The organism is Pseudomonas sp. RG1 (assembly GCF_025910115.1).
Classification (GTDB): domain Bacteria; phylum Pseudomonadota; class Gammaproteobacteria; order Pseudomonadales; family Pseudomonadaceae; genus Aquipseudomonas; species Aquipseudomonas atacamensis.
On sequence record NZ_JAPCIK010000055.1, the window covers coordinates 177,603 to 202,255 of the forward strand.

The 24,653-nt window shown below is 61.8% G+C and carries 24 protein-coding genes and 1 other RNA gene; 10 read left to right on the top strand and 15 right to left on the bottom strand.

Annotated features, from left to right (window positions below):
- Positions 1 to 116: 116 nt before the first annotated feature.
- Entirely contained in the window at positions 117 to 1,418 is a 1,302-nt protein-coding gene (gene argA, locus OK411_RS26795) for an amino-acid N-acetyltransferase (RefSeq protein WP_016772647.1), read from the bottom strand.
- 262 nt (positions 1,419 to 1,680) lie between these two features.
- On the bottom strand, positions 1,681 to 2,835 hold the full coding sequence (gene argE / locus OK411_RS26800; protein ID WP_136493149.1) for an acetylornithine deacetylase: 1,155 nt from the start codon (positions 2,833 to 2,835) through the stop codon (positions 1,681 to 1,683).
- A 156-nt stretch (positions 2,836 to 2,991) separates the two neighbouring features.
- On the opposite strand from argE, the gene OK411_RS26805 reads away from it, so the two are divergent.
- Positions 2,992 to 4,362, top strand: coding sequence for an inorganic triphosphatase (locus OK411_RS26805; RefSeq protein ID WP_024014729.1), 1,371 nt, complete (start codon positions 2,992 to 2,994; stop codon positions 4,360 to 4,362).
- A 181-nt stretch (positions 4,363 to 4,543) separates the two neighbouring features.
- On the opposite strand, the gene OK411_RS26810 is transcribed toward OK411_RS26805, so the two are convergent.
- Entirely contained in the window at positions 4,544 to 5,008 is a 465-nt protein-coding gene (locus tag OK411_RS26810) for an Lrp/AsnC family transcriptional regulator (protein ID WP_125925402.1), read from the bottom strand.
- A 126-nt stretch (positions 5,009 to 5,134) separates the two neighbouring features.
- Here OK411_RS26810 and OK411_RS26815 point away from each other — a divergent pair, with 126 nt between their 5' ends.
- The 3 genes from OK411_RS26815 (at position 5,135) to OK411_RS26825 (ending at position 7,735) form a co-directional block, all read left to right on the top strand.
- Positions 5,135 to 5,473, top strand: coding sequence for a hypothetical protein (locus OK411_RS26815; protein WP_136493151.1), 339 nt, complete (start codon positions 5,135 to 5,137; stop codon positions 5,471 to 5,473).
- A 92-nt stretch (positions 5,474 to 5,565) separates the two neighbouring features.
- Positions 5,566 to 7,350, top strand: coding sequence for a GspE/PulE family protein (locus tag OK411_RS26820; protein WP_024014732.1), 1,785 nt, complete (start codon positions 5,566 to 5,568; stop codon positions 7,348 to 7,350).
- A 64-nt stretch (positions 7,351 to 7,414) separates the two neighbouring features.
- Positions 7,415 to 7,735 (top strand): DUF2388 domain-containing protein, encoded by a 321-nt coding sequence (locus OK411_RS26825; protein ID WP_172667868.1) that lies wholly within the window; start codon positions 7,415 to 7,417, stop codon positions 7,733 to 7,735.
- Between the two features lie 186 nt (positions 7,736 to 7,921).
- Here OK411_RS26825 and gcvP read toward each other — a convergent pair whose 3' ends face one another.
- The 10 genes from gcvP to OK411_RS26875 all read right to left on the bottom strand — a co-directional run bounded on the left by gcvP (position 7,922) and on the right by OK411_RS26875 (position 20,503).
- Positions 7,922 to 10,795, bottom strand: coding sequence for an aminomethyl-transferring glycine dehydrogenase (gene gcvP, locus OK411_RS26830; protein ID WP_264365920.1), 2,874 nt, complete (start codon positions 10,793 to 10,795; stop codon positions 7,922 to 7,924).
- 236 nt (positions 10,796 to 11,031) lie between these two features.
- Positions 11,032 to 11,415, bottom strand: coding sequence for a glycine cleavage system protein GcvH (gene gcvH / locus OK411_RS26835; protein WP_024014734.1), 384 nt, complete (start codon positions 11,413 to 11,415; stop codon positions 11,032 to 11,034).
- Positions 11,416 to 11,462: 47 nt separating this feature from the next.
- Positions 11,463 to 12,545: a glycine cleavage system aminomethyltransferase GcvT gene (gene gcvT, locus OK411_RS26840; protein WP_264365921.1), complete on the bottom strand. Its 1,083-nt coding sequence runs from the start codon at positions 12,543 to 12,545 to the stop codon at positions 11,463 to 11,465.
- A gap of 155 nt (positions 12,546 to 12,700) precedes the next feature.
- The gene (locus tag OK411_RS26845) at positions 12,701 to 14,317 is read right to left on the bottom strand and encodes an ABC transporter permease (protein WP_264365922.1); all 1,617 of its coding nucleotides are present in this window, start codon (positions 14,315 to 14,317) and stop codon (positions 12,701 to 12,703) included.
- Between the two features lie 153 nt (positions 14,318 to 14,470).
- Complete coding sequence (locus OK411_RS26850; protein WP_073470981.1) at positions 14,471 to 15,475, bottom strand: extracellular solute-binding protein; 1,005 nt, start codon at positions 15,473 to 15,475, stop codon at positions 14,471 to 14,473.
- 219 nt (positions 15,476 to 15,694) lie between these two features.
- Positions 15,695 to 16,912: a 2-octaprenyl-3-methyl-6-methoxy-1,4-benzoquinol hydroxylase gene (locus OK411_RS26855; protein ID WP_264365929.1), complete on the bottom strand. Its 1,218-nt coding sequence runs from the start codon at positions 16,910 to 16,912 to the stop codon at positions 15,695 to 15,697.
- Positions 16,913 to 16,921: 9 nt separating this feature from the next.
- Positions 16,922 to 17,407: a DUF4442 domain-containing protein gene (locus tag OK411_RS26860; protein WP_264365923.1), complete on the bottom strand. Its 486-nt coding sequence runs from the start codon at positions 17,405 to 17,407 to the stop codon at positions 16,922 to 16,924.
- Positions 17,400 to 18,587 (bottom strand): 2-octaprenyl-6-methoxyphenyl hydroxylase, encoded by a 1,188-nt coding sequence (gene ubiH / locus OK411_RS26865; protein ID WP_217878987.1) that lies wholly within the window; start codon positions 18,585 to 18,587, stop codon positions 17,400 to 17,402. Before ubiH ends, OK411_RS26860 begins: the two co-directional genes overlap by 8 nt.
- Positions 18,584 to 19,918, bottom strand: coding sequence for a Xaa-Pro aminopeptidase (pepP, locus tag OK411_RS26870; RefSeq protein WP_217878988.1), 1,335 nt, complete (start codon positions 19,916 to 19,918; stop codon positions 18,584 to 18,586). Before pepP ends, ubiH begins: the two co-directional genes overlap by 4 nt.
- Positions 19,919 to 19,945: 27 nt before the next feature.
- Positions 19,946 to 20,503 carry a YecA family protein gene (locus OK411_RS26875; RefSeq protein WP_110644472.1) on the bottom strand — a complete coding sequence of 186 codons (558 nt, stop codon included), beginning with the start codon at positions 20,501 to 20,503 and terminating at the stop codon, positions 19,946 to 19,948.
- A 125-nt stretch (positions 20,504 to 20,628) separates the two neighbouring features.
- Between OK411_RS26875 and OK411_RS26880 the strand changes: the two genes are divergently transcribed.
- The 4 genes from OK411_RS26880 (at position 20,629) to OK411_RS26895 (ending at position 22,047) form a co-directional block, all read left to right on the top strand.
- On the top strand, positions 20,629 to 20,838 hold the full coding sequence (locus tag OK411_RS26880; protein WP_007911197.1) for a TIGR02449 family protein: 210 nt from the start codon (positions 20,629 to 20,631) through the stop codon (positions 20,836 to 20,838).
- The gene (locus OK411_RS26885; protein ID WP_016772632.1) at positions 20,835 to 21,152 is read left to right on the top strand and encodes a cell division protein ZapA; all 318 of its coding nucleotides are present in this window, start codon (positions 20,835 to 20,837) and stop codon (positions 21,150 to 21,152) included. Before OK411_RS26880 ends, OK411_RS26885 begins: the two co-directional genes overlap by 4 nt.
- 30 nt (positions 21,153 to 21,182) lie before the next feature.
- Positions 21,183 to 21,361, top strand: a non-coding RNA gene (ssrS, locus tag OK411_RS26890) — 6S RNA.
- 80 nt (positions 21,362 to 21,441) lie between these two features.
- Positions 21,442 to 22,047 carry a 5-formyltetrahydrofolate cyclo-ligase gene (locus tag OK411_RS26895; RefSeq protein ID WP_016772631.1) on the top strand — a complete coding sequence of 202 codons (606 nt, stop codon included), beginning with the start codon at positions 21,442 to 21,444 and terminating at the stop codon, positions 22,045 to 22,047.
- A 35-nt stretch (positions 22,048 to 22,082) separates the two neighbouring features.
- On the opposite strand, the gene OK411_RS26900 is transcribed toward OK411_RS26895, so the two are convergent.
- On the bottom strand, positions 22,083 to 22,238 hold the full coding sequence (locus OK411_RS26900) for a hypothetical protein (protein WP_024014743.1): 156 nt from the start codon (positions 22,236 to 22,238) through the stop codon (positions 22,083 to 22,085).
- Between the two features lie 197 nt (positions 22,239 to 22,435).
- On the opposite strand from OK411_RS26900, the gene OK411_RS26905 reads away from it, so the two are divergent.
- On the top strand, positions 22,436 to 22,888 hold the full coding sequence (locus OK411_RS26905) for an EVE domain-containing protein (protein WP_217878989.1): 453 nt from the start codon (positions 22,436 to 22,438) through the stop codon (positions 22,886 to 22,888).
- A 140-nt stretch (positions 22,889 to 23,028) separates the two neighbouring features.
- On the opposite strand, the gene OK411_RS26910 is transcribed toward OK411_RS26905, so the two are convergent.
- Positions 23,029 to 23,436 carry a flagellar basal body-associated protein FliL gene (locus OK411_RS26910; protein WP_039757432.1) on the bottom strand — a complete coding sequence of 136 codons (408 nt, stop codon included), beginning with the start codon at positions 23,434 to 23,436 and terminating at the stop codon, positions 23,029 to 23,031.
- 150 nt (positions 23,437 to 23,586) lie between these two features.
- Between OK411_RS26910 and OK411_RS26915 the strand changes: the two genes are divergently transcribed.
- On the top strand, positions 23,587 to 24,564 hold the full coding sequence (locus OK411_RS26915) for an NADPH:quinone oxidoreductase family protein (protein WP_264365925.1): 978 nt from the start codon (positions 23,587 to 23,589) through the stop codon (positions 24,562 to 24,564).
- The last annotated feature ends 89 nt before the right edge of the window (positions 24,565 to 24,653 follow it).

Below are 24,653 nucleotides of genomic sequence, written 5' to 3' on the forward strand. Positions count from 1 at the left end.
ATTTATCCCCGCTGGGTCGCGTAGCGACCACCTATGTTTTCACTTGGAAACGCAAGGGGACTGCTGCGCAGTCCAGCGGGGATGAATCCTCTCGCCACAGGAGACCTCGCTGTTGTTCAGAGGGTCTTTTCGAAGATCTTCGAATTACGCTGATAGTTGTACAGCGACGCCCGTGCCGCTGGCAGGCGTTCCACGCTGCTCGGCTCGAATCCGCGCTCGCGGAACCAGTGCGCGGTGCGCGTGGTGAGTACGAACAGGGTTTTCAAACCCTGCGCCCGCGCGCGGGTTTCGATGCGCTCGAGCAATTCATCGCCGCGACCGCCATGGCGGTATTCCGGGTTCACCGCCAGGCACGCCAGCTCACCAGCATCGGAATCGGCAATCTGATACAGCGCCGCGCAGGCGATGATCATGCCTTCGCGCTCAACCACGCTGAACTGCTCGATCTCGCGCTCCAGCACTTCCCGCGAGCGGCGCACCAGAATGCCCTGCTCTTCCAGCGGACTGATCAGGTCGAGCAAACCGCCGACGTCTTCAATCGCCGCCTCGCGCACCAGTTCGAATTGCTCCTGCGCCACCAGCGTACCGCCACCGTCACGGGTGAACAGCTCGGTCAGCAGTGCGCCGTCTTCGGCGTAACTGACGATATGACTGCGCGCCACGCCGCCACGGCAGGCTTCGGCGGCGGCATCGAGCAATTCCGCTTGATAGTTGCTCATGCCGAGGCGTTGCAAATGTGCCGGCACTTGTTGCGGGCGCAGTTCGCGCACCAGTTTGCCGTTTTCGTCGATCAGGCCGAGCTCGGCGCCGAACAACAGCAACTTGTCCGCGCCCAGATCAATCGCGGCGCGCGTGGCGACGTCTTCGCAGGCAAGGTTGAAGATTTCGCCGGTCGGCGAATAGCCCAGCGGCGACAGCAATACGATCGAGCGTTCATCGAGCAGGCGATTGATGCCCTTGCGGTCAACCCGACGCACTTCACCGGTGTGGTGATAGTCGACACCTTCCAGCACACCGATCGGCCGCGCGGTGACGAGGTTGCCGCTGGCCACGCGCAGACGCGAGCCCTGCATCGGCGACGAGGCCATGTCCATCGACAGCCGCGCTTCGATGGCGATGCGCAACTGGCCGACCGCGTCGATCACACATTCCAGGGTCGCGGCATCGGTGATGCGCATGCCGTGATGGTAATGCGGGGTCAGGCCACGGGCGGCGAGGCGGGTTTCGATCTGCGGGCGCGAGCCGTGCACCAGCACCAGACGCACGCCCAGACTGTGCAGCAAGACCAGGTCGTGGACGATATTGCCGAAATTCGGATGCTCGACGCCGTCGCCAGGCAGCATGACGACGAAGGTGCAATCGCGGTGGGCATTGATGTAAGGGGACGCGTGGCGAAGCCAATTAACGTATTCGGGCATGAACCTGGGCCTGTAATAAAGAGCAGCCGAAAAAAGGGGCGAAACGAAAAACGCACAGCGGGCTGATGGTTATCGTCGGAACAGGCTTGGCGACACGCGCGCTCTCCTCATGAATACGGGTTGTGGTGCAGACAATTTACCGGGTTGATGCAAGACATTTAACCCTGTGGGAGCGAGCCTGCTCGCGAAAACGGTGGATCAGGTTCATCAATGGCGACTGACGGAACGCTTTCGCGAGCAGGCTCGCTCCCACACAGGGCCGTCATCGTTCGTCTGTCGTCAGGCAATAATGTTCAATCAACTGCCGAATCAGATGCACGGTAGGCTGCAAACGTGACATTTCAAGGTACTCGCCGGGTTGATGCGCGCAGGCAATGTCGCCGGGGCCGAGGACGATGGTTTCGCAGCCGAGGCGCTGAAGATAAGGCGCTTCGGTGCCGAACGCTACTGCTTCGGCGCGATGGCCGGTGAGCTTTTCGGCGATGCGCACCAGTTCGGCATCCTCTGACTGTTCGAACGGCGGCACTTCCGGGAACAGCGGTTTGTAATCGATTTTCACCTTATGCCGCTCGGCCACCGGGTTGAGCTTGCGCAGGATTTCCGCGCGCAGCAGGTTCGGGTCCATGCCCGGCAGCGGCCGCAGGTCAAACTCCAGCGAGCATTGGCCGCAGATGCGATTGGGGTTGTCGCCACCATGGATGCAGCCGAAGTTCATCGTCGGTTGCGGCACGCTGAATTGTGGATTGCTGAATTCGCGCTGCCACAACAGGCGCAGGCCGCGCAGTTCGCCGATGGCATCGTGCATCGCTTCAAGGGCGCTGTGGCCCAGGCGCGGATCAGACGAGTGGCCGCTCTGCCCGAGGATGTCGATGCGCTCCATCATGATGCCTTTGTGCATGCGAATCGGCTTGAGCCCGGTCGGCTCGCCGATCACCGCCGCGCGGCCCAGCGGTTGCCCGGCCTCGGCCAGCGCGCGGGCGCCGGACATCGAGCTTTCTTCGTCGCAGGTGGCGAGGATCAGCAGCGGTTGCTTGAACGGCTGATCGAGCAGCGGCCGCACGGCTTCGATGATCAGCGCAAAAAAGCCCTTCATGTCGCAGCTGCCCAGCCCGACCCAGCGGCCATCGACTTCAGTGAGCTTCAGCGGGTCGGTCTGCCACAACGCGTCGTCGTACGGCACGGTGTCGCTGTGCCCGGCCAGCACCAGGCCGCCGGGGCCGCTGCCGAAACTGGCGAGCAGATTGAATTTGCCGGGGCTGACCTGCTGGATATCGCAGCTGAAACCCAGGTCACCGAGCCAGCCCGCCAGCAGATCGATGACGGCGCGGTTGGACTGGTCCAGGTTCGGTTGAGTACAGCTGACCGATGGCGCGGCAATCAGCGCGGCGAACTGGTCTTGCATGGACGGCAATGGCATCACTGACTCCAGGTCCCGGATTGAGGCCCACTATAGAACCATCCGGCGCGCGGAATAAACCGCTGCAGGGCGTAGGAAGTTTGACTCCTGTACACTGCACGGCCTTGGCAGCCACACATTCCCCCGGCTGCGCTCCCGATTCTGGATGTTCCGGCCATGCAAAAAGAAACTGAAATCAAACTCCGCGTCAGCCGCGAAACCCTCGCTGCCCTGCGCGAGCACCCGCTGCTGAAGAAACGCAACAAAAGTGGCTGGGAACGCCGTGAGTTGATGAACCAGTACTTCGACACCCCCGAGCGCGACCTCGCCCAAGCCAAAGTCGCACTGCGCCTGCGCAAGGACGGTGACGAAGTGATTCAGACCCTCAAGACCCGTGGCCAGAGCGTCGCCGGCCTGTCCGAGCGTAACGAGTACGACTGGAAACTGCCGAAAGCCAAGCTCGATGTGAAGAAACTCGACGGCGAATGCTGGCCCGAGGCGCTGGCCGAGCTGGACAAGAAAACCCTCAAGCCGATCTTCACCACCGATTTCGTCCGCGAGCGCGCCGAAATCGCCTGGGGCCGTGGCAAGACCAAAGTGGTCATCGAAGCCGCGTTGGATCTCGGTCACGTAGTGGTCGGCAAGCAGAAGGAAGAAATCTGCGAGCTGGAACTGGAGCTGCGCGAAGGCGAGCCTGCCGCGTTGCTGGAACTGGCTGCCGAACTGGCCGAAACCCTGGCGCTGATGCCATGCGATATCAGCAAGGCCGAGCGCGGTTATCGCCTGCACGACGCCAACAGCTACTCGCTGAGCCTGCCAGCGCCGCAGCTGACCAGCGAAACCCGTCTCGACGACGCCTTCGCCGCGTTGAGCTGGCATTTGCTCGGCAGCAGCCAGCGTCTGGCTGAACAATATCGCTTCAACGGCCACTGGCGCCTGTTGCAGGACTGGGTCGAGAACCTCGCGGAAATGCGCGCCCTGCTCAGCAGCCTCGGCCAGGCTGCGCCGCGTCAGTCGACCCACGATCTGCGCGTGGCCCTCGATGCCTTGCTCGAAGACTGGCGCCCACTGGTACAGGTCGGCATCGAAGACGAAGACGTGCGCAAAGCCGCGCCTGAGCAGTTCCTCGAAGAGCTGGAAGACCCGCGCTGGGGCCAGTTCTCGCTGAACGCTTCACGCTGGCTGTTGGCCCGCACCTGGACCGCCGACCGCAATACTCGCGGCAATCGTCAGGGTGACGCGCAACTGCACAGCTGGTTGCCGCGTCTGCTGGGCGAAGAAGCCACTGCTCTGCAGCTGCAACGCTATCAGCAGCAGCCGGAAGATCTTGCTGAACAACTGCCGCGTATCGAACGCATTCAGGTCTGGTTGCACCACGCGCGCAACGTGCTGGACATCCCGGAAATGGATCGCCTGTACGGTGAGCTGAACAAACTGGCGCAACTGGCCAACGAGCCGACCATCACCGACGAACTGCTCGATGCGCGCAAGCATCAGGCGATTGCGGTGTACCAGAATCGCGCCTGGAAAATCCTCCTGCGCAGCTAAACACCTCCCCACCCGATCGTTCCCACGCTCTGCGTGGGCACGCCTCAATGGACGCTCTGCGTCCGCTTTGGGACGCAGAGCGTCCCGGGCTGCATTCCCACGCGGAGCGTGGGAACGATCAAGCGGGGACTGCTGCGCAGCCCAGCGGGGATAAATCCCCTCGCCACGAAGGCCATCCGCACTAGACCGGCAGGCTGGTGGTGGACTTGATCTCCGACAGCGCCACGATCGAATTCACTTCCTGTATCCCCGGCACCAGCGACAGCTTCTCGAAAAAGAACCGCTCGTACGCCTCGATATCCGCCGCGACAATGCGCAGCATGAAATCCACCGCGCCCATCAGCACATAACACTCCAGCACTTCCGGAAAGCCGCGAATCGCCTCGGTGAACTCGGTGAAGTTCGAGCGGCCGTGGGCGTTGAGTTTGATTTCGGCGAAGATCTGCGTGTTCAGGCCTATCTTCTTGCGATCCAGCAAGGTCACCTGGCCACGAATGATGCCCTCCTCCTTCATCCGCTGAATCCGCCGCCAGCACGGCGATTGCGACAGGCCCACCTGCTCGGCGATCTGCGCGCTCGACAGCGAAGCGTCTTCCTGCAGCAAGGCGAGGATCTTGCGGTCGTAGGCGTCCAGCTCGCTTTGCATAAAAAATCCTCAAAGATCAGCTTTCACGAATCAACTCTTTCGATAAATCCGTTCAGACGCCGATCATAGCCAAGAAATACCCCGCACCGAATGTAAAAATTTCTCCAATGATTCTGGAGACTCGCCATGCCGCACCTCGAAGCCGTGAACAGCCCCGCCACCCGCGCCGATGTCTGGAACGTCAACAACGCCCACTGCCTGGCGCAATACCAGATCCTCGCCGAGGCCGAGCCGGATCTGCTGGTGCGGGTGCTGAATCTGTTCGCCTTGCAGTTTCTGACGCCGGAGCAGGTCAAGGTCCAGCGCCAGGACGATCTGCTGTTGATCGATCTGCTCATGAGTGGCCTGAGCTGGCATCGCGCGCAAGTGATCGCCGAGAAACTGCGCAACCTGATCAGCGTCTGCGCGGTGGACCTGCACAACGCCGACGCCGCGTGGCAAGCGCCCGCCCAGGCTGCCGGCTGACAAATCCGGCAACGGCTTCGTCGGGTAGTGGCCCAACGGTCAGCGGGGCCACGACTATCCTTTTGCGCATGACGCTTAAAAAGGAAAGCCGCATGTCCGTTCAATTTGTCACTCAGGACCGCTGGCTGGACCTCAACGATGTATTACGGGAACTGGTCGCCCAAGGCTTCATCTGCCAGGACGCGGCGGAACAGGCGCTCAATGCCCGCCGTCGCCATGCTGCTCACGGGCAGATGCATCCGCTGGAATTCATCGCCAGCCAGCAACTCGACGACCTCAGCCGTCCGGGCAAACATCTGGATCTGGAAAGCCTGACCCTGTGGCTGGCGCAACAGGCCGGTCAGCCGTATTTGCGCATTGATCCGCTGAAAATCAATGTCGCGGCGATCACGCCGCTGATGTCCTACGCCTTCGCCCAGCGCCACAAGATTCTCGCCGTCGCCGTGGACCGCGACTCGGTTACCGTGGCCAGCGCTCAGCCCTACGTCAGCGGTTGGGAAGCCGACCTGACCCACGTATTGAAGCTGCCGATCAAACGGGTCGTGGCCAACCCGGTCGACATCCAGCGCTTCAGCGTCGAGTTTTTCCGGCTGGCCAAATCGGTCAGCGGTGCCAGCAATGCCGACGCCCAGGGCGGCAACCTTGGCAACTTCGAACAACTGCTCAACCTCGGCGCCAGCGATCAGGAGCCGGACGCCAACGACGCGCACATCGTCAACATCGTCGACTGGCTGTTCCAGTACGCTTTCCAGCAGCGCGCCAGCGATATCCACATCGAACCGCGCCGCGAGCACGGCACCGTGCGCTTTCGCATCGACGGCGTGCTGCACAACGTCTATCAATTTCCGCCGCAAGTGACCATGGCGATCGTCAGCCGCCTGAAAAGCCTTGGCCGCATGAACGTCGCGGAAAAGCGCAAACCCCAGGATGGCCGGGTCAAGACCAAGACCCCGGACGGCGGCGAAGTGGAGTTGCGGCTGTCGACTTTGCCGACAGCGTTCGGCGAAAAAATGGTCATGCGGATTTTCGACCCGGAAGTGCTGCTGAAGAATTTCGACCAGTTGGGTTTCAGCGCCGACGACCTGCGGCGCTGGCAGGACATGACCCGCCAGCCCAACGGCATCATTCTGGTCACAGGGCCGACCGGCTCGGGCAAGACCACCACCCTGTACACCACGCTGAAAAAACTGGCGACGCCGGAGGTCAACCTCTGCACCATCGAAGACCCGATCGAAATGGTCGAGCCGGCCTTCAACCAGATGCAGGTGCAGCACAACATTGAGCTGACCTTCGCCGCCGGAGTGCGCGCGCTGATGCGACAGGACCCGGACATCATCATGATCGGCGAGATCCGCGATCTGGAAACGGCCGAAATGGCGATTCAGGCCGCGCTCACCGGGCACTTGGTCCTGTCCACCCTGCACACCAACGACGCGCCAAGCGCCATCAGCCGTTTGCTCGAACTGGGCGTGCCGCATTACCTGATCAAAGCCACCGTGCTCGGCGTCATGGCTCAGCGCCTGGTGCGCACCTTGTGCCCGCACTGCAAGGCGCCGCTGACGCTCGAAGATGAAGACTGGCAAACCCTGACCCGGCCCTGGCAGGCGCCGCTGCCGAGCAATGCGCAACGGGCGATCGGTTGCCTGGAATGCCGCGACACCGGCTATCGCGGCCGCGCCGGCGTGTACGAAATCATGCAACTGAGCGACAGCCTCAAAGCGCTGATCACCCCGGACACCGACCTTACCGCGATCAGGCGTCAGGCATTCAAGGAAGGCATGCGCAGCCTGCGCCTGTCCGGCGCGCAGAAAGTCGCGGCGGGGCTGACCACGGTGGAGGAAGTGCTGCGGGTGACACCGCAAAGTGAGTTGAAATAATTCAGCACGGAACTGGATCGGGGATCGGCTATCCAACGCCGTAGTCAATCCCAGGAGTCACCTCATCATGCGTCTCAAACTCGCTGTCGCCACCTTGGCCCTGCTGTCGCTTCCCGTTGGTTCGGCCATGGCGGACAGCTTTTGGCGTAACGTCATCTCCTCCGGTGCCACCACCGGTTCGACCTACCTGACCTTCAAGGATCACAAGCTGATCGTCGCCGCCCAGGACGACGCCGGCAGCTTCGTCGCCAGCGACGGCGGCATCCGTGGCCCGTATCTGGAAGCAGCGATGCAGAAAGTCCGCGCCGACAACCCTGGCCTGCAGGCTTCGGACATGGAACTGGCGAACGCGATTCTGGCGAAGAACGCCGTGGCTTCCGAGTAAGCCTCGCACCCTCAAAAATGCCGCTCGATCGAGCGGCATTTTTTTGCCCGGATTACCGCCTCACCACCATGCCTTGTGGGAGCGAGCCTGCTCGCGAAAGCGGTGAGCCAGTCACCGAAAATGCTGGCTGGACGATTGCTTTCGCGAGCAGGCTCGCTCCCACAGGGGCGGTGGTGGATTTAGAGATCAGCGGTAATCCTCCACCGGGACACAGGCGCAATACAGATTGCGATCGCCGTAGACGTTATCCACCCGATTCACCGCCGGCCAATATTTGTGCAAGCGTGTGTGCGCATCCGGGGTGATGGCCTGTTCGACACTGTAGGGTCGCTCCCAGACTCCAGTGACATCGGCCAAGGTATGCGGCGCGCGTTTGAGCGGGTTGTCTTCGCCCGGCCAGTTGCCCTTCTGCACTTCGTTGATCTCGGCGCGAATGCTCAGCATCGCCGCGATGAAGCGGTCGAGCTCAGCCTTGGATTCGCTCTCGGTCGGCTCGACCATCAACGTACCCGGTACCGGGAAGGACATGGTCGGCGCGTGGAAACCGTAATCCATCAGCCGCTTGGCAACGTCTTCCTCGCTGATGCCGGTCTGCGCCTTCAGTGGGCGCAGATCAAGAATGCATTCATGCGCCACCCGGCCGTTGCGCCCGGCGTAAAGCACCGGGAACGCCCCGGATAGATGCTGCGCCAGATAATTTGCCGCCAGAATCGCCACCTCGCTGGCGTCCGCCAACTGCGGTCCCATCATGGCGATGTACATCCAACTGATCGGCAAAATGCTCGCACTGCCCCACGGTGCTGCGCTGACTGCGCCGTTCTGCGCCAGTGGCCCGTCAATCGGCACCACCGGATGATTGGCGACGAACGGCGCCAGATGCGCACGAACGCCGATCGGGCCCATGCCCGGCCCGCCGCCGCCATGGGGAATGCAGAAGGTCTTGTGCAGGTTCATGTGCGACACGTCGGCGCCAATGTCCGCCGGTCTGGCCAAGCCGACCTGGGCATTGAGATTAGCGCCATCCATGTACACCTGGCCGCCATGCTGGTGGATCACTGCGCAGATTTCGCTGATGCCTTCCTCGTAAACCCCGTGGGTCGACGGATAGGTCGCCATCAGGCACGACAACTTGTTCCCGGCCTCGGCGGCTTTCAGCTTCAAGTCTTCCAGATCGACGTTGCCCGCCTCATCGCATTCGACAATCACCACACGCATCCCGGCCATCTGCGCCGAGGCAGGATTGGTGCCGTGGGCCGATGACGGAATCAGGCAGATTTCCCGCGCGCCCTCCCCCCGGCTCTCGTGATATTTACGGATCGCCAAGAGCCCGGCGTATTCGCCCTGGGCGCCGGAGTTGGGCTGCATGCAGATCGCATCGAAACCGGTAATCGCGCAGAGCCAACGCTCAAGCTCCTCGATCATCAGCGTGTAACCGACAGCCTGCTCCCTCGGCACAAACGGATGCAGATGGGCGAACTGCGGCCAGGTGATCGGGATCATCTCGCTGGTGGCGTTGAGTTTCATCGTGCACGAGCCTAGCGGGATCATCGATTGGTTGAGCGCCAGATCCTTGTTTTCCAGCTGTTTGAGGTAACGCAGCATCTCGGTTTCGCTGTGGTGGGCGTTGAACACCGGATGTTGCAGGTACGGCGTACTGCGCTGGAGTTCGTCGGGAATTCCCGAGGCGATGTCCTGCGCATCAAGCGCATCAACGCTCAGGCCATGATCGGCGCCGAGCAGCACATCGAACAGCTTCGCCACGGTGTGTTCATCACAGGTCTCGTCCAGACTCAGACCGACGCGGCCGCGCCCAAGAATGCGCAGGTTGATCTGCGCTGCCTGAGCACTTTCGATGATCGCCGTTTGCGCACCGCCGACCTCCAGCGTCAGCGTGTCGAAGAACTGCCTGTTGAGCCGTTTGATGCCGTTGCGCTCGAGTCCCGCCGCAAGGAGGCAGGTCAGGCGATGCACGCGCTGGGCGATACGCTTCAAACCCTCCGGGCCGTGATACACCGCATAACAACTGGCGATATTGGCCAGCAGCACCTGCGCGGTGCAGATGTTCGAATTGGCTTTCTCGCGGCGGATGTGTTGCTCGCGGGTTTGCAGGGCCATGCGCAGCGCGACGTTGCCGCGAGCATCTTTCGACACACCGATGATCCGCCCCGGAATCGCTCGTTTGTATTCCTCGCGGCTGGCGAAGAACGCCGCATGCGGGCCGCCATAACCCATCGGCACACCGAAACGCTGGGACGAACCGAACACCACATCGGCACCCAACTCACCCGGCGGCTTCAGCACCAGCAGGCTGAGCAAATCGGTGGCGACGCAGGCCAGGGCCTGTTGTGCGTGCAGGTGGTTGATCAAGGGTTTGAGATCGCGGATTTCGCCGTGGGTGTCGGGGTATTGCAGCAGCGCGCCGAACACCTCGTGCTGCGCCAGGTTATCCACCGCGTCGACGATCAGCTCGAAGCCGAAACCTTCGGCGCGGGTCTGTACCACGGAGAGAGTTTGCGGATGGCAATTTTCATCCACAAAAAACAGATTGCTCTTCGACTTCGCCACGCGCTTGGCCAAAGCCATGGCTTCGGCCGCTGCGGTAGCCTCATCGAGCAGCGAGGCGTTGGCCAGTTCCAGGCCGGTGAGGTCGATGGTCAGTTGCTGAAAATTCAGCAGCGCTTCGAGTCGGCCTTGGGCGATTTCTGGTTGGTATGGGGTGTACGCGGTGTACCAACCGGGATTTTCCAGCACGTTGCGCAAGATGACGGTCGGCGTGACGGTGCCGTGATAGCCCATGCCGATCAGGCTGGTGAACAGCTGATTCTGCTCGGCATAACTGCGCAGCTTCGCCAGTGCAGCCTGTTCGTCGAGAGCCGGCGGCAGATCCAGTGCGCGATTGAAGCGAATGCCCGGCGGCACGGTCTGCTCGATCAGCTCGGCGCGACTACCCAGGCCGAGGCTGTCGAGCATCGCCTGCTGCTCGGCGGCATCCGGGCCGAGGTGGCGGCGCAGAAAGGCTTCGGGATCGCGTAACTGGCTCAGGGACGGCGACTGGGACATGACGGGCTCTCCTGGCTGGCGCTTGGCGTCAATCGACACGGTCAAACCAGCATAGCAGGCGAATTTTCAAGATCACGCCGCCCCTGTGGGAGCGAGCCTGCTCGCGAAAGCGGTGTTTCAGAAACCTTGGCATTGACTGATATGGCGCTTTCGCGAGCAGGCTCACTCCCACAAAGGGATATTCGTCGCCCATAAAAAAGCCCCGACGAATCGGGGCTTTGGGTCATACCGGCAAGTTACTCGCCGATGGCAGCCTTGTAAGCCGCCGCATCCAGCAGCTTGTCCAGCTCGGCCTTGTCGCTTGGCTTGAGCTTGAAGATCCACGCGCCGTACGGGTCGGAGTTCAGCAGCTCAGGCGAGCCACCCAGCTCTTCGTTGATCGCGATGACTTCGCCACTGACCGGGGCGTAGATGTCGGAGGCGGCTTTCACCGACTCGACCACGCCGGATTGATCACCGGCGGCGAACACCTTGCCGACTTCGGTCAGCTCGACGAACACCACGTCGCCCAGCGCTTCCTGCGCGTGATCGCTGATGCCCACGGTGACAGTGCCGTCAGCTTCCAGACGCGCCCATTCATGACTTTCGGCAAAACGCAGTTCGGCAGGGATATCGCTCATCTTCGGTTCCTCGGAAATTGGTCAGCGGTCATACCCGCCAGAAAAGGTTAGATCAAGGTTTTGCCATGGCGTACGAAGGTCGGTTTGACCACTCGCACCGGATACCACTTGCCACGGATTTCCACTTCGGCGCGGTCGGCGGTTGCCATCGGTACACGCGCCAGGGCAATCGATTTGCTCAGCGTAGGAGAGAAACTACCACTGGTGATCTCCCCTTCGCCAACATCGGCGATGCGAACCACCTGGTGAGCACGCAAAACCCCGCGTTCTTCCAGTACCAGACCGACCAGTTTGTGCGCCACACCGGCGGCTTTTTCCGCCTCCAGCGCCGCGCGGCCGATGAACTGCCGCGAGGCCGGCTCCCAGGCGATGCTCCAGGCCATGTTCGAGGCCAGCGGTGAAACGTCCTGATGAATGTCCTGACCGTACAGGTTCATCCCAGCCTCGACCCGCAAGGTGTCACGGGCACCGAGGCCAATCGGCGAAATGCCGGCGCCGACGAGGTCGTTGAAGAAACCCGGCGCCTGATTCGCGGGCAGGCAGATTTCCAGGCCATCCTCGCCGGTGTAACCGGTACGCGCGATGAACCAGTTGCCGTCGATGGCGCCTTCGAAAGGTTTGAGTTGCTGGATCAGCGTGGCGCGCGACTGGGTGACCAGTTCGGCAATCTTGTGCCGGGCCTGCGGGCCCTGGATGGCGAGCATCGCCAGTTCGGCGCGCTCGTGCAGTTGCACGTCGTAGGCGCCGAGCTGGGCGTTCATCCAGGCCAGATCCTGATCGCGGGTCGAGGCGTTGAACACCAGCCGGTACGCGTCGTCGAGGCGATAGACGATCATGTCGTCGACGATGCCGCCGCGCTCATTGAGCATGGTGCTGTACAACGCCCGGCCGGTGCGGTGCAGACGTTCGACGTCGTTGGCCAGCAAATGCTGGAGCCAGGCTTTGGCCTGGACGCCGGTGACATCGATCACGGTCATATGGGAAACATCGAACACCCCGCAATCGCGGCGCACTTCGTGGTGCTCCTCGACCTGCGAGCCGTAATGCAGTGGCATGTCCCAACCGCCAAAATCGACCATCTTCGCGCCGAGCGCGAGGTGCAGGTCATACAGAGGCGTACGCTGTCCCATGGGTTTCTCCTTCCGGGCGTGGCGAGGGTGCGGACCGCCGCTATACGGCTGAAAGCCTTGATGAATAAGGCTTGCAGCCGATTCCAGCGCACGGGTCTGTCAGACGAACCGCACCGAATGCCGCGCATTGTAGCCGCATGATGTAGGACTGACGACTAAGTGTTTCGGTGCGCCGAACGTCGAATCAATCCGATCACCGGCAATAGACCAACCAGCACCAAGGTCAATGCCGGCAATGAGGCGCGCGCCCATTCGCCTTCACTGGTCATCTCAAAGATGCGCACCGCCAGCGTGTCCCAGCCAAACGGGCGCATCAGCAGGGTCGCGGGCATTTCCTTGAGCACATCGACGAACACCAGCAACGCGGCGCTCAAGGTGCCGGGCAGCAATAGCGGCAGATACACTTTGAAAAACAGTCGCGGCCCACTGACACCCAGGCTACGTGCCGCTTCGGGCAAAGATGGCCGTATACGCGCCAGACTGCTTTCCAGCGGCCCGTAGGCGACAGCAATGAAGCGCACCAGATAAGCCATCAGCAACGCCGCGAGGCTGCCGAGCAGCAACGGTTTGCCGGCACCGCCGAGCCAAGCGGAGAGCGGAATCACCAGTTCACGATCCAGATAACTGAAGGCAAGCATGATCGACACCGCCAGCACCGAACCGGGCAAGGCGTAGCCGAGATTGGCCAGACCGACGCCGGAGTTGATGGCTTGGGTCGGCGCCAGACGCCGGGCAAATGCCAGCAACAGCGCAACGCTGACGGTGATCAGCGAGGCCATCGCCCCCAGATACAGGGTGTGCAGGATCAGCCCGGCGTAGCGCTCGTCCAGATCGAAGCGTCCGCGCTGCCAGAACCAGACGATCAGTTGCAGCACCGGGATAACGAAGGCGCAGGCGAATACCAATGCACACCAGCCCGTCGCCGCGAAGGCCTTGATTCCCCGCAGGTGATACAGCGCTTTCACCCGTGGCCGCTCGTTGCTGGCCCGATTCGCCCCGCGTGCACGGCGCTCGCCGTACAGCACCAGCATCACTACCAGCAGCAACAGACTGGCCAGTTGCGCAGCGCTGGGCAGGCTGAAAAAGCCGTACCAGGTTTTGTAGATGGCCGTGGTGAAGGTGTCGAAGTTGAACACCGACACCGCGCCAAAATCGGCGAGGGTTTCCATCAGCGCCAGCGCCACGCCCGCGCCGATCGCCGGACGCGCCATCGGCAGCGCAACCCGCCAGAACGCCTGCCACGGCGACTGCCCGAGCACCCGCGCCGCTTCCATCAAACCTTTGCCCTGAGCCAGGAACGCGGTGCGCGCCAGCAGATAAACGTAGGGATAAAACACCAGCACCAGCACCACGATCACTCCGCCGGTGGAACGCACTCGCGGCAGGCGCAGACCCGTGCCGAACCATTCGCGCAGCAGGGTTTGCACGGGGCCGGCGAAATCGAGCAGGCCGACGAAAACGAACGCCAGTACATACGCTGGAATGGCGAAGGGCAGCATCAGCGCCCAGTCGAGCCAGCGCCGACCGGGGAATTCACAGAGGCTGGTCAGCCACGCCAGGCTGACACCCAGCAGGGTCACGCCGACACCGACGCCGAGGATCAGCGTCAGGGTATTGCCGAGCAGTCGCGGCATCTGGGTTTGCCACAGATGCGACCAGATCTGCTGATCGATGGTCTGCCACGACAACAACAGCACGCTCAGCGGCAACAACACCAGCGCGGCGATGGCGAAGACGATGGGGTACCAGCGGCGTTGGGCGGGGTGGGCCAAGGAAACAATCTCGTTCAAATGATTGTACCCACGCTCTGCGTGGGCACACATCCTGTGACGCTCCGCGTCACGCTTTCAGCGGCACGACGCAGAGCGTCGAGGGCTGCATTCCCACGCGGAGCGTGGGAACGATCAACAGTTACACGAAACGCCTCAGTTCCACCCCGCCCGATCCATCATCCGGATCGCCTCAGCCTGACGTTTGCCCGCCACCTCAACCGGCAAGGTATCGGCGACAAACTTGCCCCACGCCGCCACTTCTTCCGAAGGCGCCACCGCCGGGTTGGCCGGGAATTCCTGGTTCACATCTGCAAAAATCTTCTGTGCCTCAGGCGTGGTCATCCATTCGACCAAAGCCTTCGCGGCTTCCGGGTGCGGCGCATGTTTGGTCAGGCCGATGCCCGACAGGTTCACATGCACACCACGATCAGCCTGGTTCGGCCAGAACAGCTTCACCGGCAATTCAGGCTTCTGCTTATGCAGGCGACCGTAGTAGTAGGTGTTGACGATGCCAACATCGCACTGCCCGGCGTTGATCGCTTCCAGTACTGCAACGTCATCGGAGAACACGTCGGTGGACAGGTTGTTGACCCAGCCCTTGAGGATTTTCTCGGTCTTCTCGGCGCCGTGGACTTCGATCATGGTCGCGGTCAGCGACTGGTTGTAGACCTTCTTCGCCGTGCGCAGGCACAGGCGGCCTTCCCAGTTCTTGTCGGCCAGCGCTTCATAGGTGGTCAGTTCGCCCGGCTTCACCCGCTCGGTGGAATAGGCGATGGTCCGCGCGCGCAGGCTCAGGCCGGTCCAGGCGTGGGTGGACGAGCGATATTGCGCGGGAATGTTGGTGTCGATGGTTTTCGAGGTGAATGGCTGGAGGATGCCCATCTGCTCGGCCTGCCACAGGTTGCCGGCATCGACGGTGAGCAGCAGATCGGCGGTGGCATTTTCACCTTCGGCCTTGATGCGCTGCATCAGCGGCGCTTCCTTGTCGGTGATGAACTTGATCTTCACCCCGGTCTTGGCGGTGTAGGCATCGAATACCGGTTTGATCAGCTCATCGATACGCGACGAGTAAACCACCACCTCATCGGCGGCCTGGGCAGTGGTGCTGCCGATCAGGGTCAAGGCCAGTGCGGTCAGAAGACGCTTGGGTGCCAACATGGGAGTGGTCTCACGGTCGGGAAAGGTGGGCCAAATGATAAGGACTCACATTTACCTTCTCAATCGAACACTGGGGGAAGGCGTTACCAGATGTTGCACGACTCAAAACTGCGGTAAGTGGGCGGACGCTTTCGCGAGCAGGCTCGCTCCCACATTGGAATGCATCTCAACTGTGGGAGCGAGCCTGCTCGCGAAGGGGCATCAGCCTCAATGAGGCGGTCAGGGCTTTGCCAGAGCTGGAAGATCACCGGTCAGCCCCAGCGCCTCGCGCACAAACAACGCCTTCGCCTCGGGCATCTGCTCGACCAGTTTCAACCCGGCATTGCGCAACCAGCGCAGTGGCAGCGGGTCGGCCTGGAACAACCGCTCGAAGCCTTCCATCGCCGCCATCAGCGCCAGATTGTGCGGCATACGCCGACGCTCGTAGCGGCTCAGCACCTTCACGTCTGCCAGTCGCTCACCGCGCTCATGCGCTTGCAGCAACACTTCCGCCAGCACCGCTGCATCGAGGAAACCAAGGTTCACACCCTGCCCCGCCAGCGGGTGAATGGTGTGTGCCGCATCACCGATCAACGCCAGGCCTTCAGCGACATAACGTTTGGCGTGACGCTGACGCAGCGGCACGCACAGACGCGGGTCGGCGCTGATCACGTCACCGAGGCGCCCTTCGAACGCTCGCTCCAGCTCAGCGCAAAACGCAGCCTCTTCCAGCGCCATCAAGCGCTCGGCTTCAGCCGGTGTGGTCGACCAGACGATCGAGCACCAGTCCTGCTGACCATCACGTTCCAGCGGCAGAAACGCCAATGGCCCGTGATCGGTAAAGCGCTGCCAGGCGGTTTTGCGGTGCGGCTGGCTGCAGCGCACGCTGGTGACGATGGCGTGATGCAGATAATCCCACTCGCGAGTCGCCACCCCAGTGAGACGGCGCACCGCTGAATTGGCGCCATCGGCCGCGATCACCAGCGGCGCGCGCAAGGTGCGGCCATCAGCCAGGGTCAGCAGCCAGTCGTCGCCGGAGCGACGCATCTGCTCCAGCCGCGCATTGGCCAGCATGCCCAGGTTGCAATCATGCAAACGCTCGAGCAAAGCATCCTGCACCACGCGGTTTTCGACGATGTGGCCGAGCACATCGGCATGTACGCTGCTCGCCGAGAAATGAATCTGCCCGGTGCCGCTGCCGTCCCAGACATGCATGTCGGTGTACGGGCTGCTGCGCCGCTGGGCGATGCCGTCCCAGACACCGAGGCGCTCGAGAATGCGCTGGCTCGCCGCCGACAATGCGCTGACGCGCGGTTCGAACGCCGCTTCGGCATCGAACGGCTTCACGCTCAACGGGCTGCCGTCGAGCAGCAGCACTTCCAGCCCACTGTCCCGTAGCGCCAGCGCCAGGGCGCTGCCGACCATTCCGGCTCCGACAATCAGCAGATCTGCGCGCATTTCCATGCTTTAGGCCTGTCTCGCTTGCGGCTTGAGCCGCACGTAAAGGGTTTTACCGACCCGCGCCACAAGGTTGCCGGCGCCGTCATGAATGTCGACCTGCAACTGCGGCAGGTATTTATCGCCGTTGGCGGTCTGCCGGCGGATCTCGTCGAGCAGGGTCTGGTCGATGTTGAACCGGGCGAACACCAGGCCTTTGCCCGGCGCAATGAAATCGATGTCGGCGGCCTTGTCCCAGACGATGTACTTCGGACCGAGGTTTTCCATGAGCATCAACATGAAGAACGGGTCGACCATCGAATACAGACTGCCGCCAAACTGGGTGCCGACATAGTTGCGGTTGTACCAGCCCAACCCCATGGACACCTGCACATCGCGAAAGTCGTCACTGATGTGGCACACCCGCACACCCGCGCCGAGATACGGCGGGTAAAAGGTCATTACCCAGCGCATCAATCGTGCCTTGCCGAATGTGTTGCTCAGCCACTCAAGCATCCGGACGGGTTCCCAGGCCCATCGCCTGCCGGGCGAACCAGCGTTTGGCTGGCGGCAGCAGGTCGAGGCCGAGCAGGCCGAGATTGCGCCCCAGCGACACCAGCGGCTGGGTGCTGCCGAACAGGCGCGTGACCTGATCGGAGAAGCCCACCGTCAGGTCCTGATCGAGGCGCTGCCGTTCGCGATAGGCCTGCAACGTGGCGAAGTCGCCCAGCGGCTTGTCGCTGGCCAGCAGCGTGGCAGCCAAGGCGTCGGCGTCACGCAGCGACAGGTTGAAGCCCTGGCCGGCGATCGGGTGCAGGCTGTGTGCGGCGTTGCCGAGCACGGCCAGATGCGAACGCACCTGTTCTTCAGCTTCGATCAGTGACAGCGGATAAAGATGCCGTGCGCCGACCTGTTTCAAAGTGCCGAGGCGGTAACCGAACACACCTTGCAGCTCGCTGAGAAAATCACGCTCGGTCAACTCGGTCAGACGCTGCGCGTCCATGCCCAGACGGGTCCAGACCAGTGCGCAGCGATTGTCCGGCAACGGCAGCAGGGCCATCGGCCCCTCATCGGTAAAGCGCTCGAAGGCCATGCCGTTGTGCGCTTCACTCGGGGTGATGTTGGCAATCAGCGCGCTCTGGTTGTACGGGCGCGTGCGCACGTTGATGCCCAACTGTTCGCGCAACCCGGAGCGGCCGCCATCGGCGAGCACCGCGAGGTCGCATTCAAGGGTGGTTTCATCGTTGAGGGTCAGGCGATAGCCATCGGCCAACGGCTCCATGCGCATGACTTCCGCCGGGCAGCGCCACGTGATCACGTCTTTGTCGAGGTGCTGCCACAGGCACTGGCCGAGCCAGGCGTTTTCCACCACGTAACCGAGCGCTGGCACACCCTCTTCCATCGCCGACAAGCGCGCGGTGGAGAAGCGGCCACGGTCGGAGACGTGAATCTGTTTGATCGGCTCGGCGCGGCGGGAAATTTCCTGCCACACGCCCAGGCGCTGATAAATCTGCCGCGAGCCGAACGAAAGGGCTGAGGAGCGGGCGTCGTAGCTCGGTTGCCAGCTGTCGCCGGGGGCGAACGGTTCGATCAGGACGATCTTCCAGCCCTGCGCCTTGGCCCCGGCCTGCAACGCCAACGCCAGACTGGCGCCGACCAGACCGCCACCGATGATTGCCAGATTGACTCGACTCATGCTGCGTGTGTCCTTGCTTGGGCCATCAGCGCTTCGATCTCGGCGACGGTTTTCGGCACGCCACTGGTGAGGATTTCACAGCCGGACCGGGTCACGACCACGTCATCCTCGATGCGCACGCCAATGCCGCGCCATTTCTTCGCCACGTTCTGATTGTCCGCGGCGATGTAGATGCCCGGCTCCACGGTCAACGCCATGCCGACCTCCAGCACGCGCCATTCGCCGCCGACCTTGTACTCGCCGACGTCATGCACATCCATGCCCAGCCAGTGGCCGGCGCGGTGCATATAGAAAGCTTTGTAGGCTTCGCTCGCAATCAACTCGTCGACCTCGCCTTGTAGCAAACCGAGTTTCACCAGCCCTGTGGTAATCACTCGAACCGTGGCTTCGTGCGCCTGATTCCAGTGCTTGTTAGGGGCGATCTCGGCAAATGCCGCTTCCTGGGAAGCCAGCACCAACTCGTAGATCGCCTTCTGCTCCGGCGAAAACTTGCCGTTGACCGGCCACGTACGGGTGATGTCGCTGGCGTAGCAGTCGATCTCGCAACCGGCGTCAATCAACACCAGATCGCCGTCCTTGAGCAACGCGTCATTCTGCTGGTAATGCAGGATGCAGCTGTTGCGCCCGGCGGCGACGATCGAACCGTAGGCCGGCATCTTCGCCCCGCCCTTGCGGAATTCATAATCCAGTTCGGCTTCGAGGCTGTATTCATGCAGCCCCGGACGACTGGCCTGCATCGCGCGGATATGCGCCTGCGCCGAGATCCGCGCGGCTTCGCGCATCACCTTCACTTCTGCCGCCGATTTATACAGGCGCATGTCGTGCAGCAGATGATCCAGGGCAACGAATTCATTCGGCGGCTGCGCGCCGAGGTGCGCCTTGGAGCGGATCACGTTGATCCAGTCCATCAGGTGCCGATCGAATTCGGGGTTGCTGCCCATCGCCGAATACACCCGGTCGCGGCCTTCGATCAGGCCCGGGAGGATGTCGTCGATGTCGGTAATCGGAAAAGCATCGTCGGCGCCATATTCGCGGATCGCGCCTTCCTGCCCTGCGCGCAGGCCATCCCACAATTCGCGTTCGGCGTTGCGTTCACGACAGAACAGGATGTACTCGCCGTGCTCGCGACCAGGCATCAGAACGATGACGGCTTGGGGCTCGGGAAAACCGCTGAGGTACTGGAAGTCGCTGTCCTGACGATAGACATGCTCGACGTCGCGGTTGCGGATGGCCACCGCGGCGGCGGGCAGGATCGCGATGCTGTTGGGTTCCATCTGCGCCATCAGGGCCTTGCGGCGACGGCTGTATTCCGCTTTGGGGATGTGGGTCATGGGCAGATGGCTTTCCCTGGCACGCGATTAATGCAGCGAAGGTTTGGCCGCTGGCGGCACATCGGCTTTTTTGGTTTCCGAGAACAGCAGCAACGGCGCAACGCGCAGGTATTCCATGACTTCCATGTAGTCGGATTCGCCGTCTTCGGATTCTTCCAGCGCGTCCTGCACCTGAGCGATGGCGGCCAGATCCCGCAGCACTTCGTTGGCTTCGTCACTCAGTGCATAAGCACGGCGGGTCAGACCGAAACCGCTGAGGAAGCCCTGGCACCACTCGCCCAGTGCGGCGGCGCGCTCGGCCAGCGGTGCATCGTCGGTCGGCAGCAGCAGCACGACGGTGATGTCGGCGCCGGTCAGCTCGCCTTTGACCATCTCCTGCAGGCCGATCAGGGCGTTGCGGACGTTGTCCTGGATGTCGCCTTCGAGCAGTTCGGCGGCGTCGATCAGCCAGCCTTCGTGATCGAAGCCGGCCCCGGCGCAACTGCGCCCGAGCAGCACGCCGTGCAGTTCGGCAGGCGAGACGTTGTGGCCGCTGGCAGTCAGCAGGGTGGCAAAGGCTTGGTACGGGGAATTCGCAATGGTCATGGGCAGCTAGGCGCCAGACGGCGCTATGTCTAGAATGAAGGCCTTCTATCCTACATCGACAGCCCCGCCAAGACCATTAAAGGCTGTCCGCCAGTTACCACCCATCAGACGAACACGTGGACCCAATGGAAGACACCGACCTGCAAGCGCTGATGGCCAGACTCGAACTGCTGATTGGCCGAGTCGAGCAACTTAAGAGTCAAAACGCACTCTTACTAGCTCAGGAAAAAACCTGGCGCGAGGAACGCGCTCACCTCATTGAAAAAAACGAAATCGCCCGGCGTAAGGTCGAATCGATGATTTCGCGCCTCAAGGCCCTGGAGCAAGACTCATGAGTTCAAGCAATAGCGTTACCGTGCAGATCCTCGACAAAGAGTATTCGATCATCTGCCCGCCGGAAGAACGCAGCAATCTGGTCAGTGCCGCCCGCTACCTGGACGGCAAGATGCGCGAGATCCGCAGCAGCGGCAAAGTCATCGGCGCCGACCGCATTGCCGTGATGGCCGCGCTGAACATCACCCACGACCTGTTGCACAAAGAAGAGCGCCCGGACATCCAGGCCAGCGGTTCGACCCGCGAACAGGTACGCGACTTGCTCGATCGTGTCGATTTGGTCCTGGCCGACGATCAGAACACCGCCAAGGGCTGATTCGACTGACAGCTTGAGGTATACTCGCGGCACTCCCTGGGGTGCTTGCCAGTTGACGATGTCCCGGAGCCGATTCGCACTACCCTGGAAGTTGCACGTTGGGCTGGTGTGCATGTCCGCTAGACGGAAAGCCTTAAAGTCTACTGCTTCTTCCACCTTGAACTTTCGGGTTCAAGGGCTGAGTTGACAGCGGTTCATCCGGGGAGCCTGATTCGAATCCGATGTCGGTGTATGCCGACATCGGATTTTTTATGCGTACGTTTTTGCATCCACCTGCCGAAGCCGAACCATGACCGAACCCGCGCTGCTGCCCCGCCCGCAACTCCGCCGCCTGCTGCGCAAGGCGCGCCGCGCACTGACGCCGGGCGAACAACGCCGGGCTGCCAAAGGCCTGTTCCGGCAATTGGCGCAAGACCCGCACTTTCGCCGGGCGAAACATATCTCTCTGTATTTGCCCACCGACGGTGAAATCGATCCGCGCCTGCTCCTGCGCGAAGCCCAGCGTCGTGGCAAGGCGACTTATCTGCCGGTACTCAGCGCATGGCCACGAACGAAAATGGTCTTCCAGCGCATCCGCCCCGGCGAAAAGCTCACGCCCAATCGCTTCCGCATCCTCGAGCCCCGGGCCAATCTGGCTCGGCAACGCAAGGTCTGGGCGCTGGATCTGGTGTTGTTGCCGCTGGTGGGATTTGACGATGTCGGCGGACGCTTGGGCATGGGCGGCGGGTTTTATGATCGCAGCCTCGCCTATCTGGCCCGGCGCAAGAACTGGCGCAAGCCGACGCTGCTGGGCCTGGCCCATGAGTGTCAGAAGGTCGAGCGTCTGGCGCAGGCGAGCTGGGATGTGCCGTTACAAGGCACGGTCACCGACAAGGCGTGGTATTTCGCAGAGTAGACGCCGCATGCAACAGCGGCGTCGAAGAGACAGGTTCAGCGTTTGAAAGCGGTCGACTGTTGCACCTGTTGCGCCACTTCAATCGGCGCGTCGGTCTTGTTCGCCCACAGGCTCTGCGCGTAACCGGTGGTTACCACGCCCAGGCCAAACAAAATTACCAAAGTCCATAGCAAATCCGGTTTGCGTTTCATCGATTGCCCCCCTCAAGGCACATCATCACGATGACAGCAGCGGTTTCCGTTCGTAGGCCGTGCAGCAGCGTCAAGCTTTAAAGGCCGGCATTTTGCGGCAACGTGAACCTGTGCGCAAACGCTGACGTCAACCGACTGTCGGTTTGTCATAAAATTGCCCGACAACCTGCCCAATGACCGCTTCAGGAGCACACCACATGGCCTACTGGCTGATGAAATCAGAGCCCGACGAACTCTCGATCAAGGGTCTGGAAAAGCTCGGCAAGGCGCGCTGGGACGGGGTTCGCAACTATCAGGCACGCAACTTCCTGCGGGCGATGGCGGTCGGTGACGAGTTCTTTTTCTACCATTCCAGCTGCCCCGAGCCGGGGATTGCCGGGATTGGCAAAATTATCCAAGCAGCGTATCCCGATCCGACGGCGCTGGAGCCGGACAGCCATTACTTCGATTCGAAAGCTACGCCGGAGAAAAACGCGTGGAGCGTGATCGATGTCGAGCATGTCGAGACGTTCAAACGGGTGTTGAAGCTGGATTATCTGAAGCAGCACACGGCGCTGGCAGAGATGCCATTGGTGCAGAAGGGCTCGCGGTTGTCGGTGATGCCGGTTACACCAGAACAGTGGGCGGCGGTGCTTGCCCTTAAACCCTGATTAATTTGGCGCCTGCCAAAATGCAATCGCTGGCAAGCCAGCTCCCACAGGGATTTCAGTGGACACATATTTTGTGACCACCCGAAAAACCTGTGGGAGCTGGCTTGCCAGCGATGGGGCCTGCCCGGACAGCGAATGACTTACTGAATGATCAGGTTGTTGAACAACAGATCCTCAACAACAGGCTTGCCGGTCTCGTCATTCATCACTTGCTGGGTCTGCTTCAATGCTTCCTGACGCAGCTTTTCCTTGCCTTCGATGCTGCCCATCGCCTCGGTGGTCTGCTGAGTGAACAACGCCACCAGCTGATTGCGGATCAGCGGCTCGTTGGCCTTGACCAGTTTGGTCGCCTCTTCACCAGTCACACGCAATGCCACATCGGCCTTGTAGACCTTGAGCTTGGCGGTGCCGTCGAGGCCATAGTTGCCGACGAACGGCGGGCTCAGGGTGATGTAATTGACCTTCGGCGCCTCGCCTTCTTTGGCTTCTTCGGCCAGTGCTGCCACAGGCAGAGACAGGGCCAGCAACAACATGATCCACGCTTTCACAATTCGCTCCTTATCCGGTTTGCGGCCTAGCATAACGACCCGCCGCGCAAGCACAAGCTTATGGCTGACTATCAGGGCCGGGCATGCTCGTTGACCCGTTGATTCACACACCTACACTTATCGGCCATCACTCCCAAAGGAATAGCCCTGATGAAAGCCGTGCTGTGCAAAGCCTTCGGCCCTGCCGAATCGCTGGTGCTGGAAGACGTCGCCAGTCCTGTCGCCAAGAAGAATGAAATCCTGCTGGACGTGCACGCTGCCGGAGTCAATTTCCCGGACACGCTGATCATCGAGGGCAAATACCAGTTCAAACCGCCCTTCCCGTTTTCGCCAGGCGGTGAAGCGGCGGGCGTGGTGCGCGAAGTCGGGGAAAAGGTCAGCCATCTGAAAGTCGGCGACCGGGTCATGGCCCTGACTGGCTGGGGCAGTTTTGCCGAGCAGGTTGCGGTGCCGGGCTACAACGTGTTGCCGATTCCACCGTCGATGGACTTCAACATTGCCGCTGCATTCAGCATGACCTACGGCACGTCGATGCATGCGCTCAAGCAACGCGCCAACCTGCAACCGGGGGAAACCCTACTGGTGCTCGGCGCATCCGGTGGTGTCGGCCTCGCCGCGGTGGAGATCGGCAAAGCCATGGGCGCCCGCGTGATCGCCGCCGCCAGCAGTGCCGAGAAACTCGCGGTGGCCAAGGCTGCCGGCGCCGATGAACTGATCAACTACAGCGAAGCCAGCCTCAAGGACGAGATCAAACGCCTCACCGACGGCCAGGGCGCCGACGTGATCTACGACCCGGTCGGCGGCGACCTGTTCGACCAGGCCATCCGCGCCATCGCCTGGAACGGCCGCCTGCTGGTGGTCGGCTTCGCCAGCGGACGCATCCCGGAACTGCCGGTCAACCTCGCCCTGCTCAAAGGCGCGGCGGTGCTCGGCGTGTTCTGGGGCTCCTTTGCCCAGCGCCAGCCCCAGGACAACGCAGCCAACTTTCAGCAGCTGTTTGCCTGGTTTGCCGAGGGCAAGCTGAAACCGCTGGTGTCGCGGGTGTATCCGCTGAGCAATGCCGCGCAGGCGATCGATGATCTCGGCCAGCGCAAGGCTGTGGGCAAGGTTGTCGTTCAGGTTCGTTAAAACATGGAGCGATCCGGAGTAACCATCCGGATCGCTTTACCGTTGAGATCCGCCTCGCCAATACGTTAAACCGCAGAAACCCACCCGAG